Source organism: Novacetimonas pomaceti (assembly GCF_003207955.1).
Taxonomy (GTDB): domain Bacteria; phylum Pseudomonadota; class Alphaproteobacteria; order Acetobacterales; family Acetobacteraceae; genus Novacetimonas; species Novacetimonas pomaceti.
In genome coordinates, this window is the sequence record NZ_NOXG01000001.1 from 353,183 (window position 1) to 369,496 (window position 16,314).

10 protein-coding genes, 1 tRNA gene and 1 pseudogene are annotated in these 16,314 nt (G+C 63.6%); 2 read left to right on the plus strand and 10 right to left on the minus strand.

The window, feature by feature from the left end:
• The first annotated feature begins 375 nt into the window (after nt 1-375).
• The gene (locus tag CFR71_RS01680; RefSeq protein ID WP_165832017.1) at nt 376-1,695 is read left to right on the plus strand and encodes an FAD/NAD(P)-binding protein; all 1,320 of its coding nucleotides are present in this window, start codon (nt 376-378) and stop codon (nt 1,693-1,695) included.
• A 31-nt stretch (nt 1,696-1,726) separates the two neighbouring features.
• Here CFR71_RS01680 and CFR71_RS01685 read toward each other — a convergent pair whose 3' ends face one another.
• From CFR71_RS01685 to CFR71_RS01720, 6 genes and pseudogenes are all read right to left on the minus strand, one after another.
• Nucleotides 1,727-1,978: a hypothetical protein gene (locus CFR71_RS01685; RefSeq protein ID WP_110526192.1), complete on the minus strand. Its 252-nt coding sequence runs from the start codon at nt 1,976-1,978 to the stop codon at nt 1,727-1,729.
• Between the two features lie 137 nt (nt 1,979-2,115).
• On the minus strand, nt 2,116-2,310 hold the full coding sequence (locus tag CFR71_RS01690; protein ID WP_110526616.1) for a hypothetical protein: 195 nt from the start codon (nt 2,308-2,310) through the stop codon (nt 2,116-2,118).
• Nucleotides 2,311-2,403: 93 nt separating this feature from the next.
• Nucleotides 2,404-3,615 (minus strand): putative bifunctional diguanylate cyclase/phosphodiesterase, encoded by a 1,212-nt coding sequence (locus CFR71_RS01695; RefSeq protein WP_110526195.1) that lies wholly within the window; start codon nt 3,613-3,615, stop codon nt 2,404-2,406.
• Between the two features lie 163 nt (nt 3,616-3,778).
• Nucleotides 3,779-4,951, minus strand: a pseudogene (locus CFR71_RS16785) (PAS domain S-box protein); the annotation flags it as partial.
• Nucleotides 4,952-5,488: 537 nt separating this feature from the next.
• Complete coding sequence (locus CFR71_RS01705) at nt 5,489-8,842, minus strand: GH92 family glycosyl hydrolase (protein WP_110526618.1); 3,354 nt, start codon at nt 8,840-8,842, stop codon at nt 5,489-5,491.
• Nucleotides 8,843-10,220: 1,378 nt separating this feature from the next.
• A tRNA-Asn gene (locus CFR71_RS01720) sits at nt 10,221-10,296 on the minus strand.
• Between the two features lie 163 nt (nt 10,297-10,459).
• Here CFR71_RS01720 and CFR71_RS01725 point away from each other — a divergent pair.
• A complete protein-coding gene (locus CFR71_RS01725) occupies nt 10,460-11,515 on the plus strand; it encodes an ABC transporter substrate-binding protein (RefSeq protein WP_110526208.1) in 1,056 nt (351 codons plus the stop codon).
• 16 nt (nt 11,516-11,531) lie between these two features.
• Here CFR71_RS01725 and CFR71_RS01730 read toward each other — a convergent pair whose 3' ends face one another.
• Genes CFR71_RS01730 through CFR71_RS01745 form a run of 4 tightly spaced genes read right to left on the minus strand, consistent with a single transcriptional unit; the run spans nt 11,532 to nt 16,243 of the window.
• Nucleotides 11,532-12,470: an ABC transporter permease gene (locus CFR71_RS01730; protein WP_110526211.1), complete on the minus strand. Its 939-nt coding sequence runs from the start codon at nt 12,468-12,470 to the stop codon at nt 11,532-11,534.
• Nucleotides 12,467-13,531, minus strand: a complete 1,065-nt coding sequence (locus CFR71_RS01735; protein WP_110526214.1) for an ABC transporter permease — start codon at nt 13,529-13,531, stop codon at nt 12,467-12,469. The genes CFR71_RS01730 and CFR71_RS01735 overlap by 4 nt, the downstream gene beginning before the upstream one ends.
• Nucleotides 13,531-15,117 carry an ABC transporter ATP-binding protein gene (locus CFR71_RS01740; protein WP_239020219.1) on the minus strand — a complete coding sequence of 529 codons (1,587 nt, stop codon included), beginning with the start codon at nt 15,115-15,117 and terminating at the stop codon, nt 13,531-13,533. The genes CFR71_RS01735 and CFR71_RS01740 overlap by 1 nt, the downstream gene beginning before the upstream one ends.
• Entirely contained in the window at nt 15,110-16,243 is a 1,134-nt protein-coding gene (locus tag CFR71_RS01745) for a BMP family ABC transporter substrate-binding protein (protein ID WP_110526217.1), read from the minus strand. The genes CFR71_RS01740 and CFR71_RS01745 overlap by 8 nt, the downstream gene beginning before the upstream one ends.
• Nucleotides 16,244-16,314 lie beyond the last annotated feature (71 nt).

Sequence of the window (16,314 nt, forward strand, 5' to 3'; positions counted from 1 at the left end):
GAAATCCGTTCAGATGAACCTGGCTCGTAACGGAATTTCTGGGGGAAGGTTTTTGTCGTATGCGTAATATTTTGTAATTATCCTGATGATGCATGACCGTAACCTTCCGGTTGCCTGGCACGACCGCTTCATGCCCGATCCGAAAGCTTGAAGGACTGCGTCATCGTTTCATTTCCATCCGGCGCATCATGTTGGTGTGCGAACCATTACGGGAAAGGCATGCCGTCGTCGGATAGTGCCCGGCGGCCGGCATCAACAGGACCGGGAATCTCTGAAAAGGTTCGTTTCTTTCCAATGGATTGACGCAAACGGGCAAAGACTTTCCGAATGCTGGATCGTTCGTTGTCGGGAACGACTCTTTCGGAAGGGGATCACATGAAAACCCGGATCGCGATCATCGGGGGCGGGGCAAGTGGCGTTCTCGCCGCCATTCATCTGGCGCAAAGGACCGATCCCAAGGAAATAATGGTGATCGAACCTCGCGCGCGCATCGCGCGTGGCGTTGCCTATTCGACGACCGAACCTGTCCATCTGCTGAATGTCAGGGCCGCAAACATGGGGGCGCTGGCCGATGGGCCGGGGGATTTTGTTTCGTGGCTTGCGCAACATGGGCCGGACACCGCTGATGGCACGCGCTTCATGCCTCGCATGGTGTGGGGCGACTATCTGGCCGGACGTTTTGGCGCAACCGGCATTCCGGTCCTCCATGGACGGCGGGTGACACGACTGGAAGTGCGCGGCGGGACGACCATCCTCCATCTGGATGATGGCAATACCGTGGAGACCGGAATGACGGTTCTTGCCATGGGGCATGCGCTGCCGGTGGACATTCCGTGCGTTGATGGCATCGCGCGGGATTCGGGACGCTATGTTCGCGCCGTCTGGGATACGTGGCCGCGCTGGCCCGCGGCCGATGCGCCGGTTGTTCTGGTCGGTTCCGGCCTGACGGCCATCGATGTCCTGCTGCGCCTGCGGCGTGGGGGATATGGTGGCGTCATTACGATGATATCGCGCCATGGCCTGCTGCCCTGTGCGCACGGGCCGGTCGAACCCGTGCCGTCCCCCGTCATTCCCGCCGACACGACGCCCACGGCGCGGCAGTATCTGCGTCATGTGCGCGTGGCCCTGAAAAACGGGGTGTCCTGGCGGGCGGCGGTGGATTCATTGCGGCCATGCAGCAATGCCCTGTGGGCGCGCCTGCCGGATACGGAACGGCGGCGGTTCCGGCGACATCTCTTTCACCGCTGGCACACGGCGCGTCACCGGATGGCGCCGCCCGTCGCGCGGCGTATTGCCGAGGAAATCGCCACGGGCCGCCTTGTCGTGCGGCGGGGACATGTGGCGGGCCTGTCGGGAAATGGCCATGACCTGCGGGTCCATGTCAGGACACGGGCGGGGGAGGAAGAATTCGCGGCCGACATGGTCATGAACTGCACCGCGCCGGACACGAATTTCCGTCGCGTGGACACGCCGCTGCTCCGTTGTCTGCTTGACACGGGCATGGCCGTTCCCGGCGACCTTGACGTTACTTTCGCAACGGATGCGAACGGCGCGCTTGTCGGGCGGGATGGAAAACCGTCAACCCGGCTCCATGCAATCGGGCCACTGCGTGCGGGAAGCCTGTTTGAAACGACGGCCATTCCCGAAATCCGTCAGCAGGCGCACGCGCTGGCTGCCTTCCTGTTTCCATCCTGACCCTGCGATGTCCGGTGACGGATGCAGGCGGTCATGGTGATGTCGCCAGCGCGACGCTTTCCATGATCGCGTGCATGTCCGCATGCAGGGAAGGGGGCATGTCCAATGGCGCCCTGTTAGCAAGGCTCTGCTCCCCATCCGACAGGAGCAGGTTTATCAGCGTCATCGGGATGGGTTCGTCGAGGATGCTGGCATACTGGCGGCTCAGCGTCGCGTGGACCCATTCCGGAATGCCGGATTCCATGATGGGGAAGGCAACGGGTCTGGCGAACTCGTCTGGCATAATCGCGCTCTTTTTTGCTCCTGCTCATGTCCTGAGTGCAGGTTGGATGAGAACGCGTACCATATTGGTCTGGTTATATTCGGTATTCAGCTACGTCTTATTCTGTTCTGTATGAAAAGGGGTGACGACCCCGGTTGCTATGGGGCGCGCCTGCCATAGGGCCTGCCGGTCAGCGCATTGATGCGGACCCGCCTGTTTCGCGTCGTGGTATCGGGCACCACATGGCAGTCCAGCCCCTCCGCCCGTCGGGCCGCGGCAAAGCGGCGGGCGTGGGAAAGCTGGGCTGCCTGATACAGGACACGCTCCCCCATCATGACCTTATGCTGTTTCATGTCCGGATATCTGCCTGAATGGAAACGGGAACGGGATGATGACCATCCTGTCATGATATGGGGACGGCACGTCGATCATGCCACCCCATCCCTTCAGGCATGCACGGGCGTTTCCGATCTGGAAGTCTTCTGGAGATGGCACCACTGCGCCAGTTCCGCCGGGGGCAGGGGGCGCGAGAACAGATACCCCTGAATGACATCGCACTGCATGTCCTTCAGCAGTTTGTACTGCGTCTGGGTTTCCACCCCCTCGGCCACGACGTTCATGCCCAGACTCTGCCCGATCCGCACGATGGCGCGCACGACGGAATAGATCTTGCCGGATGCCTCCTCAAAGCCCTTCATGAAGCTCTGATCGATCTTGACCTCGCTGACGGGAAGGCTGGCAAGGTTGGAAAGGCTGGAAAAGCCGGTGCCGAAATCGTCCATCGACACCCCGCAGCCCAGCGCGCGGATCGCGGTGACAATTTCGACCGTCTGTTCAAAATTCTCGATCATCGTGCTTTCGGTCAACTCGATCATCAGCCGTTCGGGCGGCATGCCGGTGTCCTTGAGGATACGCGCGATGGTGTCCGGCAGACCGCGGTCGCGGAAATGGATGGCGGACAGGTTGACCGATACGATCGGCACGTTGATGCCCTGCGCCATCCATGACGTCATCTGCTCGCACGCCGTGCGGAGCGACCATTCGCCCAGCGCCTCGATCTGTCCGGTTTCCTCGGCCAGCGGGATGAAGCGCCCCGGCGAGATGAAGCCCAGTTCCGGATCATTCCAGCGTGCCAGCGCCTCCACCCCATGCAGGCATCCGCTGTCGGTCGTGATCTGTGGCTGGTAGACGAGGCTCAGCCGGTTATCGGCAATGGCGCGACGCAGCGCGGCCGCCAGCATGATGCGGTCGTCCGCCGCGCGGTTCATTTCCGGGCTGAAGAAACGATAGCAGTTGCGTCCTGCCTCCTTGGCCTGCAGCAGGGCGGAATAGGCGTGCTTCAGGGTCGCCTTCATATCCTCGTCCGGGGTGGTGGCATCATTGACGCCGATGCCGATGCTGGCATTGGGCCGGATTTCCACCTGTTCGATCATGACAGGCTCATCCAGCCGTTGCAGCAGGCGTTCGGCCAGGATGGCTGCCTGTTCGGGCGTGTCTTCGGTCACGATCACGAATTCATCGCCATCCGTCCGGGTCGCGATGTCGTCGGGCGCCAGCGCGCCGCGCAGGCGTCGCGCCACATCCATCAGCAGCGTATCGCCCGCCGCGTGGCCCAGCGCTTCCTTGATCTTCTGGAACCGGTCCAGGTTGAGGACCATGAGCGCGCGCCGTCGGTCGGGGGCGTGGCTGCTCCAGATACTCACGCAGCCATGTGCGGTTGGGCAGGCCGGTCAGGTCGTCGTAATGCGCCAGATGGTCGATGGACCGACGCGCCTGTTCCTGAATGATGGCCAGCATGCACAGATGCACGCAGGCCCCGACGACGCGGCGGCACCATGTGCTGGGATAGCCCGGTTCGCGTGAAAAGAGGGTGAAGGCCCCCGCCACCCGGCCATCACGCAGGACGATGGGACGCGCCCAGCAGGCCCGCAGTCCATATTCCAGCGGAACCGCGCCCAGCCCCTGCCACAGGGGGGATTTCGCGATGTCTGGCACGATGACTTCCTCGCGCCGGTAAATCGCGGTCCCGCATGATCCGGCGGCGGGGCCGATCCGTGCTCCGTCATACTCTTCCACCACTGCCCGGGGGAGGGACGCCCGACCCAGGGGGTGCATGATCTGCGCATCTTCCGTCATCATGACCAGAGCCTGCACATCCGGGACGATGCGTTCGATCCTGCGGCAGATGAAATCCATGATTTCACGCAGCGACAGGCCACTCGCCAGCGCCTCGACCACGTCCTGCTGGAGATAGCGCAGGTCGCGGTCGCGGCTGACATCGCTGAGGATGATGACAACCTGTTCCAGGCAGCCATGTTCGTCATGAACCGGCGTCACCGCCGCGCGCAGCCATATGTTGTCGCCATCGCGGCGACGCGCCTGGATGTCGAGTTCGAAGCTGCGGCCTTCGGCGACCTGCTCGCGGAACTGCTGCAGCGTGCGGATGTCGCGTCCGTGGCCGGAAAACAGGATGGAAAAATCGTTGCCCGCGACTTCATCTTCCGAATAGCCCGACAGGATGCCGAAAGCCGGATTGACATGGGTGATCCGGCTTTCGGCATCCAGGACGACAATGCCACGGTCGGTTTCATGCACGATCGTGGCGCAGATTTCGCTGTTCAGGACCTGTCCTTCCGCCGGGGAGACGTCGCGCAGGGTCACGACATGCATCCGGCGGCCGCCAGCGGTCAGGGAGGAAACCTCCAGCTCCGCGCTGAAACGTGTTCCGTCGCGTCGCGTGACCTCCAGCCGGTGCAGTCCCATCCGCAACGCAGAGGTTGCATTTTCCCCTGATCCTGGAAGGGGACAATGGATTTCGGGGGGCAGGACGGTCCTGCTGTGTTGTCCCACAACGGTATCGCGTTCATGTCCGGACATGCGTTCGGCAACATCATTGAAAACAAGGATGGCGTTATCCTCGTCGACGATGACGACACCAACATTCGCGGTTTCCTGCGGTAACTTCCGTAACCGATGCGGAGCAGTGGCGGACATCTCGACTATTCCCTTGTCCCAAGTGGCGGGGCATGCATGCCGCTGACGCCCGGCCTCGGAGTTGCGTTCCGGTTCAGGAAAATAAAGGGCGTCCGGTCTGGGCAGGTTCGATAAATTCACTATCACATAAGCGTTTTTTCGATCTGGCCCGTGCAGGATAAAGCCCTGATATTCCGTTCGTAAGTTTTGTTATGAATATGGCGTTAATATGTCAAACATGGCTGCATGATGAAAAACGTTTCATAATCACCCTCACGGATGCCATCCATCCTGCCCGGGCGGGAACATGTGGCCACGATGGGCGGCGCCCGGCAATGGTCGCCGCCAGTGATCGGGTGTCGGGCAATGTCCGGCCCGCCTGTTCAACGTTTTGTCATGACAGGAGTTGCAGGACCATGATTTCCATTCTTTCCCGGCCGCGCGGCCCTGTTTTGCCAGAGCCATATGCCGGCGCCATATGCCAGCGTCATCCGCCCGGACAGATGACGCCGGGCGGATGACGCAGGTTTGGGCGGGGATCGCGGGGCGTTCGTGGTATCAGGGCAGGGTCTGAGGCAGGCCTTCTGCCAGCCATTCGATTTCCGCCAGACGCGTCCGGCCCTTTTCCGGGACAAGCCGGTAGGCGCGATAGTTGCCGGGACGGGTAATGGCGAAAACGCGCGTCTGCTGCCGCCATGCAAAGGATTCCCCGCCCCGGCGGTCCACAACGTCCCAATGCGTGCCATCAGCCGATCCCTCGACACGCCACGCGGCGGGATCCGCCTTCGCGACCTTGGCGGAGGTCAGGGTATAGAGCATGACCCGATGCGGTTCCGGCAGGCGCGTCGTGATTCCCTGCGCCGGGATCATGGCGTCAGTGTCGGAATCATTGTCGGACAGGGCGGCCGGGGCGGTCCCATTGTCCACGCCCGGCATGTCGGTCGCATCGCGCAGGGGGGCGGGAGCCGTGCCCTCATAAGGCGTGAGGGAAGGGGGCGCGGCCGAAACCGCCGTTCCCCATCGCGACGGACGTGGACCCATGGTGAATTCCAGCACACCACCCGCCATGATGTCGGCATGGCTGATCCATGTCCGGTCGATGGGATGGCCATTAAGGCGGACAGACTGGATATAACGGTTCTGATCGCTGACGCCGGGGGCAAGGATGGTCAGGCTGCGGCCGCCCCCCAGCGCGAGGACCATGCGGGAGAAATGCGGCGCGCCGATGGCGTAGGTTGCCGTTCCCATCTGCAGGGGATAGAACCCGGCGGCGCTGAACAGCCACCATGCCGACATCTCGCCATTGTCTTCATCGCCGGGATAGCCCTGGCCGATTTCCGTTCCTTCATAAAGCCGGTCCATGGCCTCGCGCAGGTGATCCTGCGCCTTCCACGGCTGGCCGGCGACGTCGTACATGTAAAGGATATGGTGCGCGGGCTGGTTGCCATGGCCATACTGGCCCATGCGCACGTCATGCAGTTCGCGCATTTCGTGAATCACGCCGCCATACGCGCCGACATGATATGCCCCGGGCGTTCTGAACAGTTCATCCAGCTTGCGCGCCAGTCCCGCCCGCCCGCCGTACAGCGCCGCGAGGCCCGCCCCGTCATGCACGGGATCGAACGCCATGTTCCATGCATTCGTCTCGGTATAATCGCCGCCCCATGCGATGGGATCGAAATGGGCGGCATCCGTGCGCCAGTGTCCATCGGGATTGCGTCCCACGAAGAAACCGGTATCGCGGTCAAACAGGTTCAGGTAATTGCGTGACCTGTTCAGGAAATAACGCGCATCCGTCGCATATTGCGCGCCGTGCGTATCGCCCCGGGGGGACTGGTCCGCCATGGCCCGGGCCAGCGCCCCGATGCCGAAATCGTTCAGGTTGGCCGCCGATGACCATGACAGGCCCTCTTCCGTCGCGGTATCGGTATAGCCGCGAAAAATCGTGCGCCCCAGCGCCTTGCGTCCCACGCCCGCCTGATCGGGGACAACCGTTCCGTCCTTCAGGGCGGCCTGATAAAAGGCATGCACGTCGAAATTCCGCACGCCCTTCAGCCACGCATCGGCAAAGGCGATATCGGCGCTGGTGCCCGTCATCAGATCGGCATAGCCGGGCGAACTCCATCGCGCGATCCAGCCCGCTTCCCGATATTGCTGGACAAACCCGTCGATCATGCGTCCCGCGTCATCGGGCGTCAGCAGGACATAGGCAGGCCACGCGGCCCGGTACGTGTCCCAGAAACCATTATTGACATAGGGCTGTCCCGCATGGACCGGAGCACCGGTCCTGCGGGGGCCATCGGCATGGCGGCGGGGGGAAAACGGGCTGGCATAGCGGTAATCCGGTCGCGCGGCCGTGCCCACATTTTCCGCCAGTTCGTTCGGATACAGGAACAGCCTGTAAAGATTGCCATAAAGGACGGCGCGATCATGAACCGGCGCATCGGGAAGGGAAACACGGCGCAGCAGGTCGTCCCACGTCACGCGCGCGCGTTCGTGCACGCTTTCGAACGTATCGGCGTCCGACAGTTCCAGCCGCATGTTGCGCCGCGCCTGTTCCGCGCTGATGAGCGATGTCGCGATCCGCAGGTTGACCCGCCGGTCGGTCCCGGTGTCAAAGCGCATCCATGCGGCGACATGGTCGCGGCCCTGCCCCTTTATCCGGCCCGAGGCGATGACCGGCCGGTCGAATTCGACATGGATGTACATGCGTGTTGCCCCGGTGGACAGGTCGCTTGCCACATCCGAGTACGCGTCCAGCGACCGCCGGTCGGGATGCAGTCTGATCCCGCCCTGATCCTTCAGGTTGTCGAACACCAGTTGCCCGCGCGTCGCGGGAAAGGTGAAACGCATCATCGCGGCATGGCTGGTGGGCGTCATTTCGCCCGTGATGCCGTGATCCAGATTTACCCTGTACCAGTAAGGGCGCGCGACTTCATCCTCATGGACAAACCCAAGGGCGCGTTTTTCCCGGTCCAGCACGACAGCGCCAGCCAGCGCGGGCATGATCTGGAAGGTCTGGCGGTCGCCCATCCACGGACTGGGTTCGTGGCTGAGGGAAAAGGCCTCGATCCGGGGGCGGTTATCCGGCCCGTTGCGTTCCTGGTACTGATACAGCCATTTGGATCCGGCATTGGTGACCGGCGTCCAGAAATTGAAACCGTGCGGCATCGCCACGGCGGGAAAGTTGTTGCCACGGGAAAAATGGCCATTGGCGTTTGTGCCGCGCCGCGTATCCACCAGATCCGCCGGGTCCGCGGCAGCATTGTCCCCCGATGCCGCGTCGATGCGGATATCATCCACATAGCCATGGCACGGCGCCGTTCCGGCCTGCGGCGCGGTACGCAGGACGATGGCCGTCACGGTCCTGCCTGCGGCCAGTCGTCCGATATCAACGAAAACCCGGTTCCACTGGTTCGGATACAGCGCGTTTCCCTTCCCCTGCGCCAGCGGCGAAAGGGAGATCCCCTGCCAGTCGCGGGCCCCACGCCCGGACAGGGTGGTGCCATCGGCAAAAACCAGATCCAGCGAGACAAAGGTCGCCGGATCCGTCAGCGACGCCGGATCGGCCACGGGAAACACCATGTAAGACAGCCGTGCGTCCGCGCCGATCGGCAGATGCACCGGGCGCAGGATGACGGAGCGCGTCCGTCCGTCCGGATGTTCGACGTCATAGCGCAGGGCATGCAGGCCGGTAAAACCACTGCCGGCATGCGCGGTCAGGGCTTCCGCGCGGTCGGGGCCATTCGTGATCGTCGTGTCCAGTCCCGCCACATGGCGCGCGGGCAGGGCCGTACCGGTATCGAACAGTTCAGTGAAATCGCCGGGGCCTGCCATGGCGGAACATACGGGCAGGGAAATCAGGGCTGCGGCCATCAGGACGCGGGTCGGAACCAGTCGGGGGGAAGGCATCAGGTGTTCCTGCTTCTCGATCACACATGGCGAACATGGTCGAACCGGAGGGGTAACGTGGCTTTCGGCCACTTCGTCTGAAGGCCCATGTTACGCGCCCTTCGAAACAATGGCAAAAATGGACCGTCGGATACTGAAAACTGCAGTATCCGGACGGATCGTTCAAGGAACGTTCCGGTATTTACCAGGCCTGGAAACTTTAATTTAGTGTAATGTTCGCCATGAAAGGCCGCAACGCCACGTGGCCTGCAGGAACAGGGCCATGGCGCGGAAGCGCGGCCCGTTTATTACCCGGCATTTATCGTGATTTTCTGATCCCCGGAACCCGGCGCGATGGTCGCATCCTCCCTCGCGGGTTCCTGCGTGGGTGTAGCGTTCCGGGCCGGGGCCATCCCATTCCCATTTGTTGCAACATCGGAAAAAAGGATATCGAGAAGTTCCGCCGGGACCGGTTCTGCCACGACGTCCGCAAACTTCTGGCGCAGCGATGTCCTGACCCACAGGGCAAAAGGGATATTGTTGCCCGCGGGAAAGGGGATACCGTCTGGAATGGCTTTTTTATCGGACATGACCCTGACTTATCGTTCCTGTCGCGCTGGGTAGATAACGCTGCATGGCACTGAGAGGTTACATGTTCACAAAGCATACCTGACAGGCGCGGTCCTGAATGGTCATGCAGGAATGAAAAGCCTGTCGAAACGGTCTCGGTCCGCTTTGTTTTCAAAGGATTTCAGGAATCCCTCGACATCATTGTTCATCAGCTTCGGCAGGCGCGCGCGGAGGGGCTTTTCAGGCCGGTCCCATCACGCCACCGCCAGCAGCCGACCCCCATTTCTTTATTTCTGTTCTTTATTTCTGTCGCCATGGTGCGGCTGGTGAGCAGTGGAAAGGAAGCTTCCTCCCCAGACACGCGTTTTTTGAGATTTCTTCTTTTTCTGTCCGTGCGACTTCGGGGTGTCTGTCATTCCATAACTTTCCATCAATCGGCAGGGTGAATCAGGAAGGCGTGTGGGGATGAATCACATATGGCGCACAGGCATGGCAGTTCGCGGTCCGTTTCGGAATCAGCGTGGGAATGGGCCTGTCCCTGCCGGTCCGCAGGGAACCTATCATACGATTTTTACACTTTGTATGCCAACGGAACAGGCATGTGTGCGCACGGATATCGGGAATGTGTCGGGAAACGCCGATCGCGCTGTCCTGTCCGGTTTCAGCGGCTACCGATCCGCATGCGGGAGCGGGCAGGGGCGGCGCCATGGCGGAAGGAAGACAGGCAAGCACATCCCGCCTGAACATCGCCGCAGGCAACAGGGACGGCTCTGGAGACGGATTTGGGGAATCCTGTTGCCGCAGCTGTATCACTAATTTTAAGGAAATGTGGCTCCCGAAGTAGGACTCGAACCTACGACCCAGCGATTAACAGTCGCTTGCTCTACCAACTGAGCTATTCGGGAACAGCGTGAGCAGCTTATAGCCACAGTGACCGGGGATCGTAAACCCCCTTTCTCGACTTTTTTTACCGGATGCCCAAAATCGGCGTCCTGTGTCATAACGTCCTGTAGATGTGGCATTAAATCATGACGGAGGAGCGGATCATATGGGCGTGCCAGTGCTGTCATGGCGGTAATCCCGCGTCGTCGGCTCGTGGTCGGGCTGGGGGGTGTCGCAGCACTCGCGGGGGCCGGCCTGTGGGGCTGGCGCGACCGGCGGCATCGTGCCGGCGCCCTGTCCGCGGGGGAGGTCCTGGATGGGCAGCCCCACCAGATCGACCTGTCATGGCCATCCGCTCCGACCTCCATCCTGTTCAATGTGGCGCAGCAGCAGGGGTTCTTCGCGCGGTACCTGCTTGATGTCAGGCTGACGGGCGGTGGCGTGACGGGGCGTGACGCGATTGGCGACCTACAGGCCGGGCGAAGCCGTGTGGCCGTGGCCCCCGTGCTGTCATGGCTGGACAGGCTGCACGAAGGGGAGGTGCAGGCGCGACTGGTCATGGGATTGCAGGCGGGCACGTTCCGCCTTCTGGTGCGCCGTCGCCTGAAGCTCAGCCGGGTGGAGGACATGGTTGGCCGCCGCATCGCCATTACCAATCCCGACATGGCCGATCGCCTGTTCTTTTCCGTCGTCCTGCGACGCAAGGGCATGAATCCCGACACGGGGCCGCAATGGCAGGTGCTTGCGCCACAGGACATGGCCGGGGCGATCCGGGCGGGGGATGTCGATGCGCTGGCGGTGCATGACCCGCTGGCGTGGCGGCTGCTGAATGATCCGTCGCTGGGGGTGGTGGAACTGGTCAACAGCGTGAATGGCCTTTATGCGCAGCGGACGAACCTTGCACTCGGCGTGGCGCGGGACATGCTGGATCAGGATCCCGCGGCGGCGGCGGCACTTGTCGTGGCCCTGCAGGACGCGGCCAGATGGCTCAAGACTCATGTTCCGGAAACCGCCAGCCTGCTGGCGGGGCATATCGAGGGGATGGGGCCGGACGCGATCATCGCCATGATGCGTCACGAGGTCCTGGGCATCTGTCCCACCGGGCATGATTTCCGTGTCCAGCTGGCGCAGTACGTGGATGAGATGAAGCTGCTGGGCCGTTTTCCCGACACGCTTGATTCGGCTGGCTACGCGCGCGCCATTTCAACCGACCTGCTGCATCGGGGAACGCCGGCCCCCTGATCGCGTGGCGTAGGCGTCAGCGGACATCGCGGTAATAGGGTTGCGCCAGCGCGGCAGGCGCAGCCATGACGCGGCGCATGCGGCGCCACACAAGCACGGGCACGATGATGCAGGCCATCGTTCCCAGATACGGCAGCATGTTCAAAAAGGCCGGATCAATCGGCCAGTTACGCGCCTGCCCGACAAAGGCCAGCGTGGTCACCAGCCCGAACAGCAGTGCCGCGCATGTCACCATGACGGGCCTGTATCCGGCGAAGATCACCAGCGCCAGCGCGATCCAGCCGCGTCCGGCGATCATCCCCTCGGACCAGACGGGAACGTAGGTCAGCGTCAGGTATCCCCCCGCCATGCCGGCCATGGCACCGCCCAGCGTGACATAGCCAAAGCGCATGGCCATGACCGGAATGCCCGCCGCGTCCGCCGCCGCCGGGTTTTCACCGACCGCGCGCATGTTCAGCCCGTGACGGGTGCGGAACATGACGAAATGCACCAGCAGCGGCAGCACGACATAGATGGGGATGATAAGGATGTTCTGTCCGAACAGGCCGGGTCCGATCACGGGAATGGAGGACAGCAGCGGCACATGCACATGCCCGAACACGACGGGGGAGGGCTGCCCCGCGTAACTGTGGCCCAGCGCCGTTGACAGGCCCAGCCCCATGAATGTGACCGCCAGCCCGCACAGGACCTGACTGGCGCGCATGATGACCGCGCCAAGGGCGAACACCATCCCGCCCAGCGCCCCGACAGCAAAGGCCGCCAGCAGCCCGGCCCATGGGTTGGGAACGTTCGCGACCGTCATGATCGCGACGACGGCGCCCAGCGCCATCAGTCCCTCGACCCCGAGGTTGGTGACGCCGGTACGCTCGGCCATGACCTCGCCCAGCGCCGCCAGCGCCAGCACGCCGCCCGCCAGCAGGGCCGTGGCGAACATTCCGCTCAGCAGGGCGATCATGGCGCGGTTTCCTTTTTCATGCGGGCGACGGGCCGGTAATGGGCCAGTTCGTCAGCGATGGCGATCATGAACAGCATCAGCCCCGTGATCGCCAGCACCACCGATGCCGTCAGCTGCTGGGTCTGCAGCACGATGCCGGCATCAAGGATGAACGCCATCAGCAGGGCCGCCGGAATGACATCCAGGCAGGATCCCCGCGCCAGCACCGCGACCACGATCCCGAGGTAGCCGAAATTGTTGGCCATCCCGCCCTGCAGGCGATGCACCGTTCCCGCCAGTTCGAACATCCCCGCCAGCCCCGCCAGTCCGCCCGACAGCAGCATGACGACGATGATGCGCGCGCGCACCGGTATCCCGGCGTAACGGGCGGCATCGGGGTTGGCCCCCCCGATCCGGATTTCATAGCCCCATCGCGTATGCGCCATCACCGCCGCCAGCGCCGCGACGATAAGCAGCCCGATCGGGAATCCCCAGTGCACGATCCCCCATATTTCGGGAATGGAAACCGGCAGGCGCGCGCTGGAAACCTGCGCGCCCGTCACGCGATCGCGCCACGGCCCCGTTGTCAGGTAATAGGTCAGGAGGGAGGCCACGAAGTTCAGCAGGAGGGTGGTGATGATTTCGTTCACCCCGGCATAGGCACGCGCCAGCGTGGGAATGGCGATCCAGCCCATGCCCGCCACGATCCCGGCCACCGCCATCAGGGGCAGCAGGACAAAGGCGGGGGCAGAGACGAACAGCCCGATGGCCGCCGCCCCGATCGCCCCGGCATAGAACTGTCCCTCCGCCCCGATATTCCACAGCCCGATCCGGTTGCAGACGGTCACGGCCGCCCCGGTCAGCAGCAGTGGCGACATGAAAAGGGCGAGGTCCTCCATCCCGAAACGCGACCCCACGGTGGAACGCGCGACCAGCAGCGCGAGGTCAGGCGGGCTGTATCCCGACAGCGCGAGGATGGCCGCCGTAACCGCCAGGGCGCAGACGATCGCACCGGCCCGCCAGATCAGGATGCGGCGGGCCGGGACGCTGGGCATGCGCTGGAAAGCCGCCTGTCTGGACATTACCGCTCCCCCCGCGCGGACATGGGGGCACCATCGCGTCCGCCCATCAGCAGGCCGATCGTCTCCATATCCGTATCCGCCGCATCGACCACGGCCATGAGGCGACCATGGAACATCACCCCGATCCGGTCGGAAACGTTGAGCAGATCCTCCAGATCCTCGGAAATGAAGACCACCGCCACCCCCTGATCGCGCAATTCCGTCAGATATCCCAGCATGGTGGCGATCGCCCCGATATCCAGCCCGCGCGCCGGATAGGCCGCGATCAGCACCTGGTGCGCGATGCGGATTTCGCGTCGTGCGACCAGGCGCTGCTGGTTGCCGCCCGACAGGTTGCGCACCGGCATGGCGAAATCGGGAATGTCGACGGTTGCGACCCGCGCGATGTCGCGCGCCAGCATGTCGGCGGCCCTGCTGTCATACAGCCCGTGCCGGCCGACCGGGGGGATGGCGTATTCGCGCAGCGCCATGTTGTCGGTGATGGAAAGGGAGGGGGCAAGCGCACTGCGCAGGCGGTCTTCGGGGACATGCCCCACGCCCGCGCGCGCGAATGCCGCCGGGTCCGGGCGTGCCATGACCGCGCCATCCAGCAGCACCTGCCCCGTGGCCGGGGCCGCCAGTCCCGTCAGGACCTGCGTCAGTTCCCGCTGCCCGTTGCCCGCGACCCCCGCGATCCCGAGGATTTCGCCACCATACAGATCCAGCGACACATCACGCAGGCTCTCCACCCCGCGCGCATCCAGCATGGTCACGTTGCGCAGCCCCATGACGGGTGTTGCGCTGACAGGCTGCGCGCCGGGCGGGCGGGCGCGCATGTTCCGGCGCACGATTTCACGCCCCACCATGGTTGTCGCCAGCATGGAGGGCGTGCAGTCGCCGGTGTCGAACGTGGCGATCCGCCGTCCGTGGCGCAGGATGCTGACCCGGTCGGAGATTTCCATCACCTCGTCCAGCTTGTGGCTGATGATGATGACAGCGTTCCCCTGCGCGCGAAAGGCACGCAGGGCGCGGAACAGTTCGCGCGTTTCCTCGGGCGTCAGGACCGCGGTGGGTTCGTCCATGATCAGCAGGCGCGCCCGGCGCGACAGCACGCGCAGGATTTCCACCCGCTGCTGCTCCCCCGCAGACAGGTCGGCCACCCGCGCGTCAGGACGCACGGGAAAGCCGAAGCGTTCGGAAATGGCGCGGGTGCGTTCCTCCATCACGCGGGCGGAGATACGGCGCGGCGCCTCGTCCCAGCCCAGATGGATGTTCTCCGCCACGCTGAACGCCTGCACCAGCTTGAAATGCTGGTGCACCATGCCGATCCCCGCGCGTATCGCCTCTTGCGGGGAGGCAAAGGAGCGTCCATAGCCATCGAGGATGATTTCCCCCTCCTCAGGCTGATAGATGCCGGTCACGACGTTCATCAGGGTGGATTTTCCCGCCCCGTTCTCGCCCAGCAGGGCATGGATTTCGCCGGGCCAGACCTCCAGGTCCACGTCCTTGTTGGCAATGACGCCGGGAAAGAATTTTCCGATCCCGCGCAGTTGCAGGATCGGCGGGGTGCCCGGCGCGACGGGGGGGCGGTCGGGGGCGTCAGCCAAGGCCCGATACCCCCGCCACGGCCCAGTCACAGTGATAGATCGCCGCATCATCCAGCGTCACGCCCGCCGCAACGCGCAGCTGTCCATGATTGTCATGGATCGGGCCACGGAACGGGTTGTAGCCCGCCAGCATGCGGTCGCGCATGTCATCCGCCTGCCGCGCGACTTCTTCCGGCACGCCGGGCCCCCACGCATCGCGATCCACGCCGTGCCCCAGCGTCAGGAAAGCGGCGGAGGGGCGCCATGTCCCGTCCAGAAGCGCGCGCACCTGCGCGACGTAGAAATCGTTGAAATCCAGCACGACGGAACTGACATAGGCTTCCGGCCCGTATTTCAGCATGCCGGTATTCCACATCGCGGCCCTGACGCCCCGCGCCACGGCGACCCGCAGGTAGGCCGGTTCATCCATGATCCCGCACAGGAAGTCGCAGCCATTATCCACCAGCGCGGTGGCCGCCTGCGTCGCGGCCTGGGGGTCGAACCACGCGTTGATGGTGATGCCCTGCAGCGTCATGGCCGGATTGACCGACTGCGCCCCCAGCAGGGTCGCATTCGCGCTGGCATAGACGGAGGGAATCGGAAACGCGCCGATAAAGCCCAGCCTGCCCGTTTTCGACATCAGCCCCGCCGCGATGCCGATGATATAGCTGGCATACCAGTGGCTGACATAATACCAGCCAAGGTTGGGCGTCAGCGTCGTGCCATCGCATTCCATGAAGGCCACGTCGGGCGCGCGGTCCGAGACATCCTTGATGAAATCACCGTATTCGGAGGTGGCGAAAACCATGTTCGCCCCTTCCGCCACGAACTGGCGAAAGATGCGCGTCGCATCGGCGGAGTAGGGGACGCTTTCGACATAGACGGTGCGAATCCCCGGAAAGGCGCGGCGCACGGCCTGTACCCCGCGATCATGCACCATGCTCCACCCGCCATCGGTAATCGGGCCGGTATGGCCGAATGCGATCAGCGCGTCCGTCGGCGCGATTGGCCGTCGCGGCATGATGGTGGACGCTGCGTCCGCCCGTCCCGCCCGGGGCAGCAGCGAACTTCCCGCTGCCACGCCCGCCAGCCCGAGCATGGAGCGCCGTGATGTCAGTAGCCGCCCCCGCGACCCTGTAACATGCATGCTGTTCCGTTCCCCCCGGTCATGATGGCGTCGCCCCCCACGGTAACGCCGTATCGCAACTGTTATGAAGT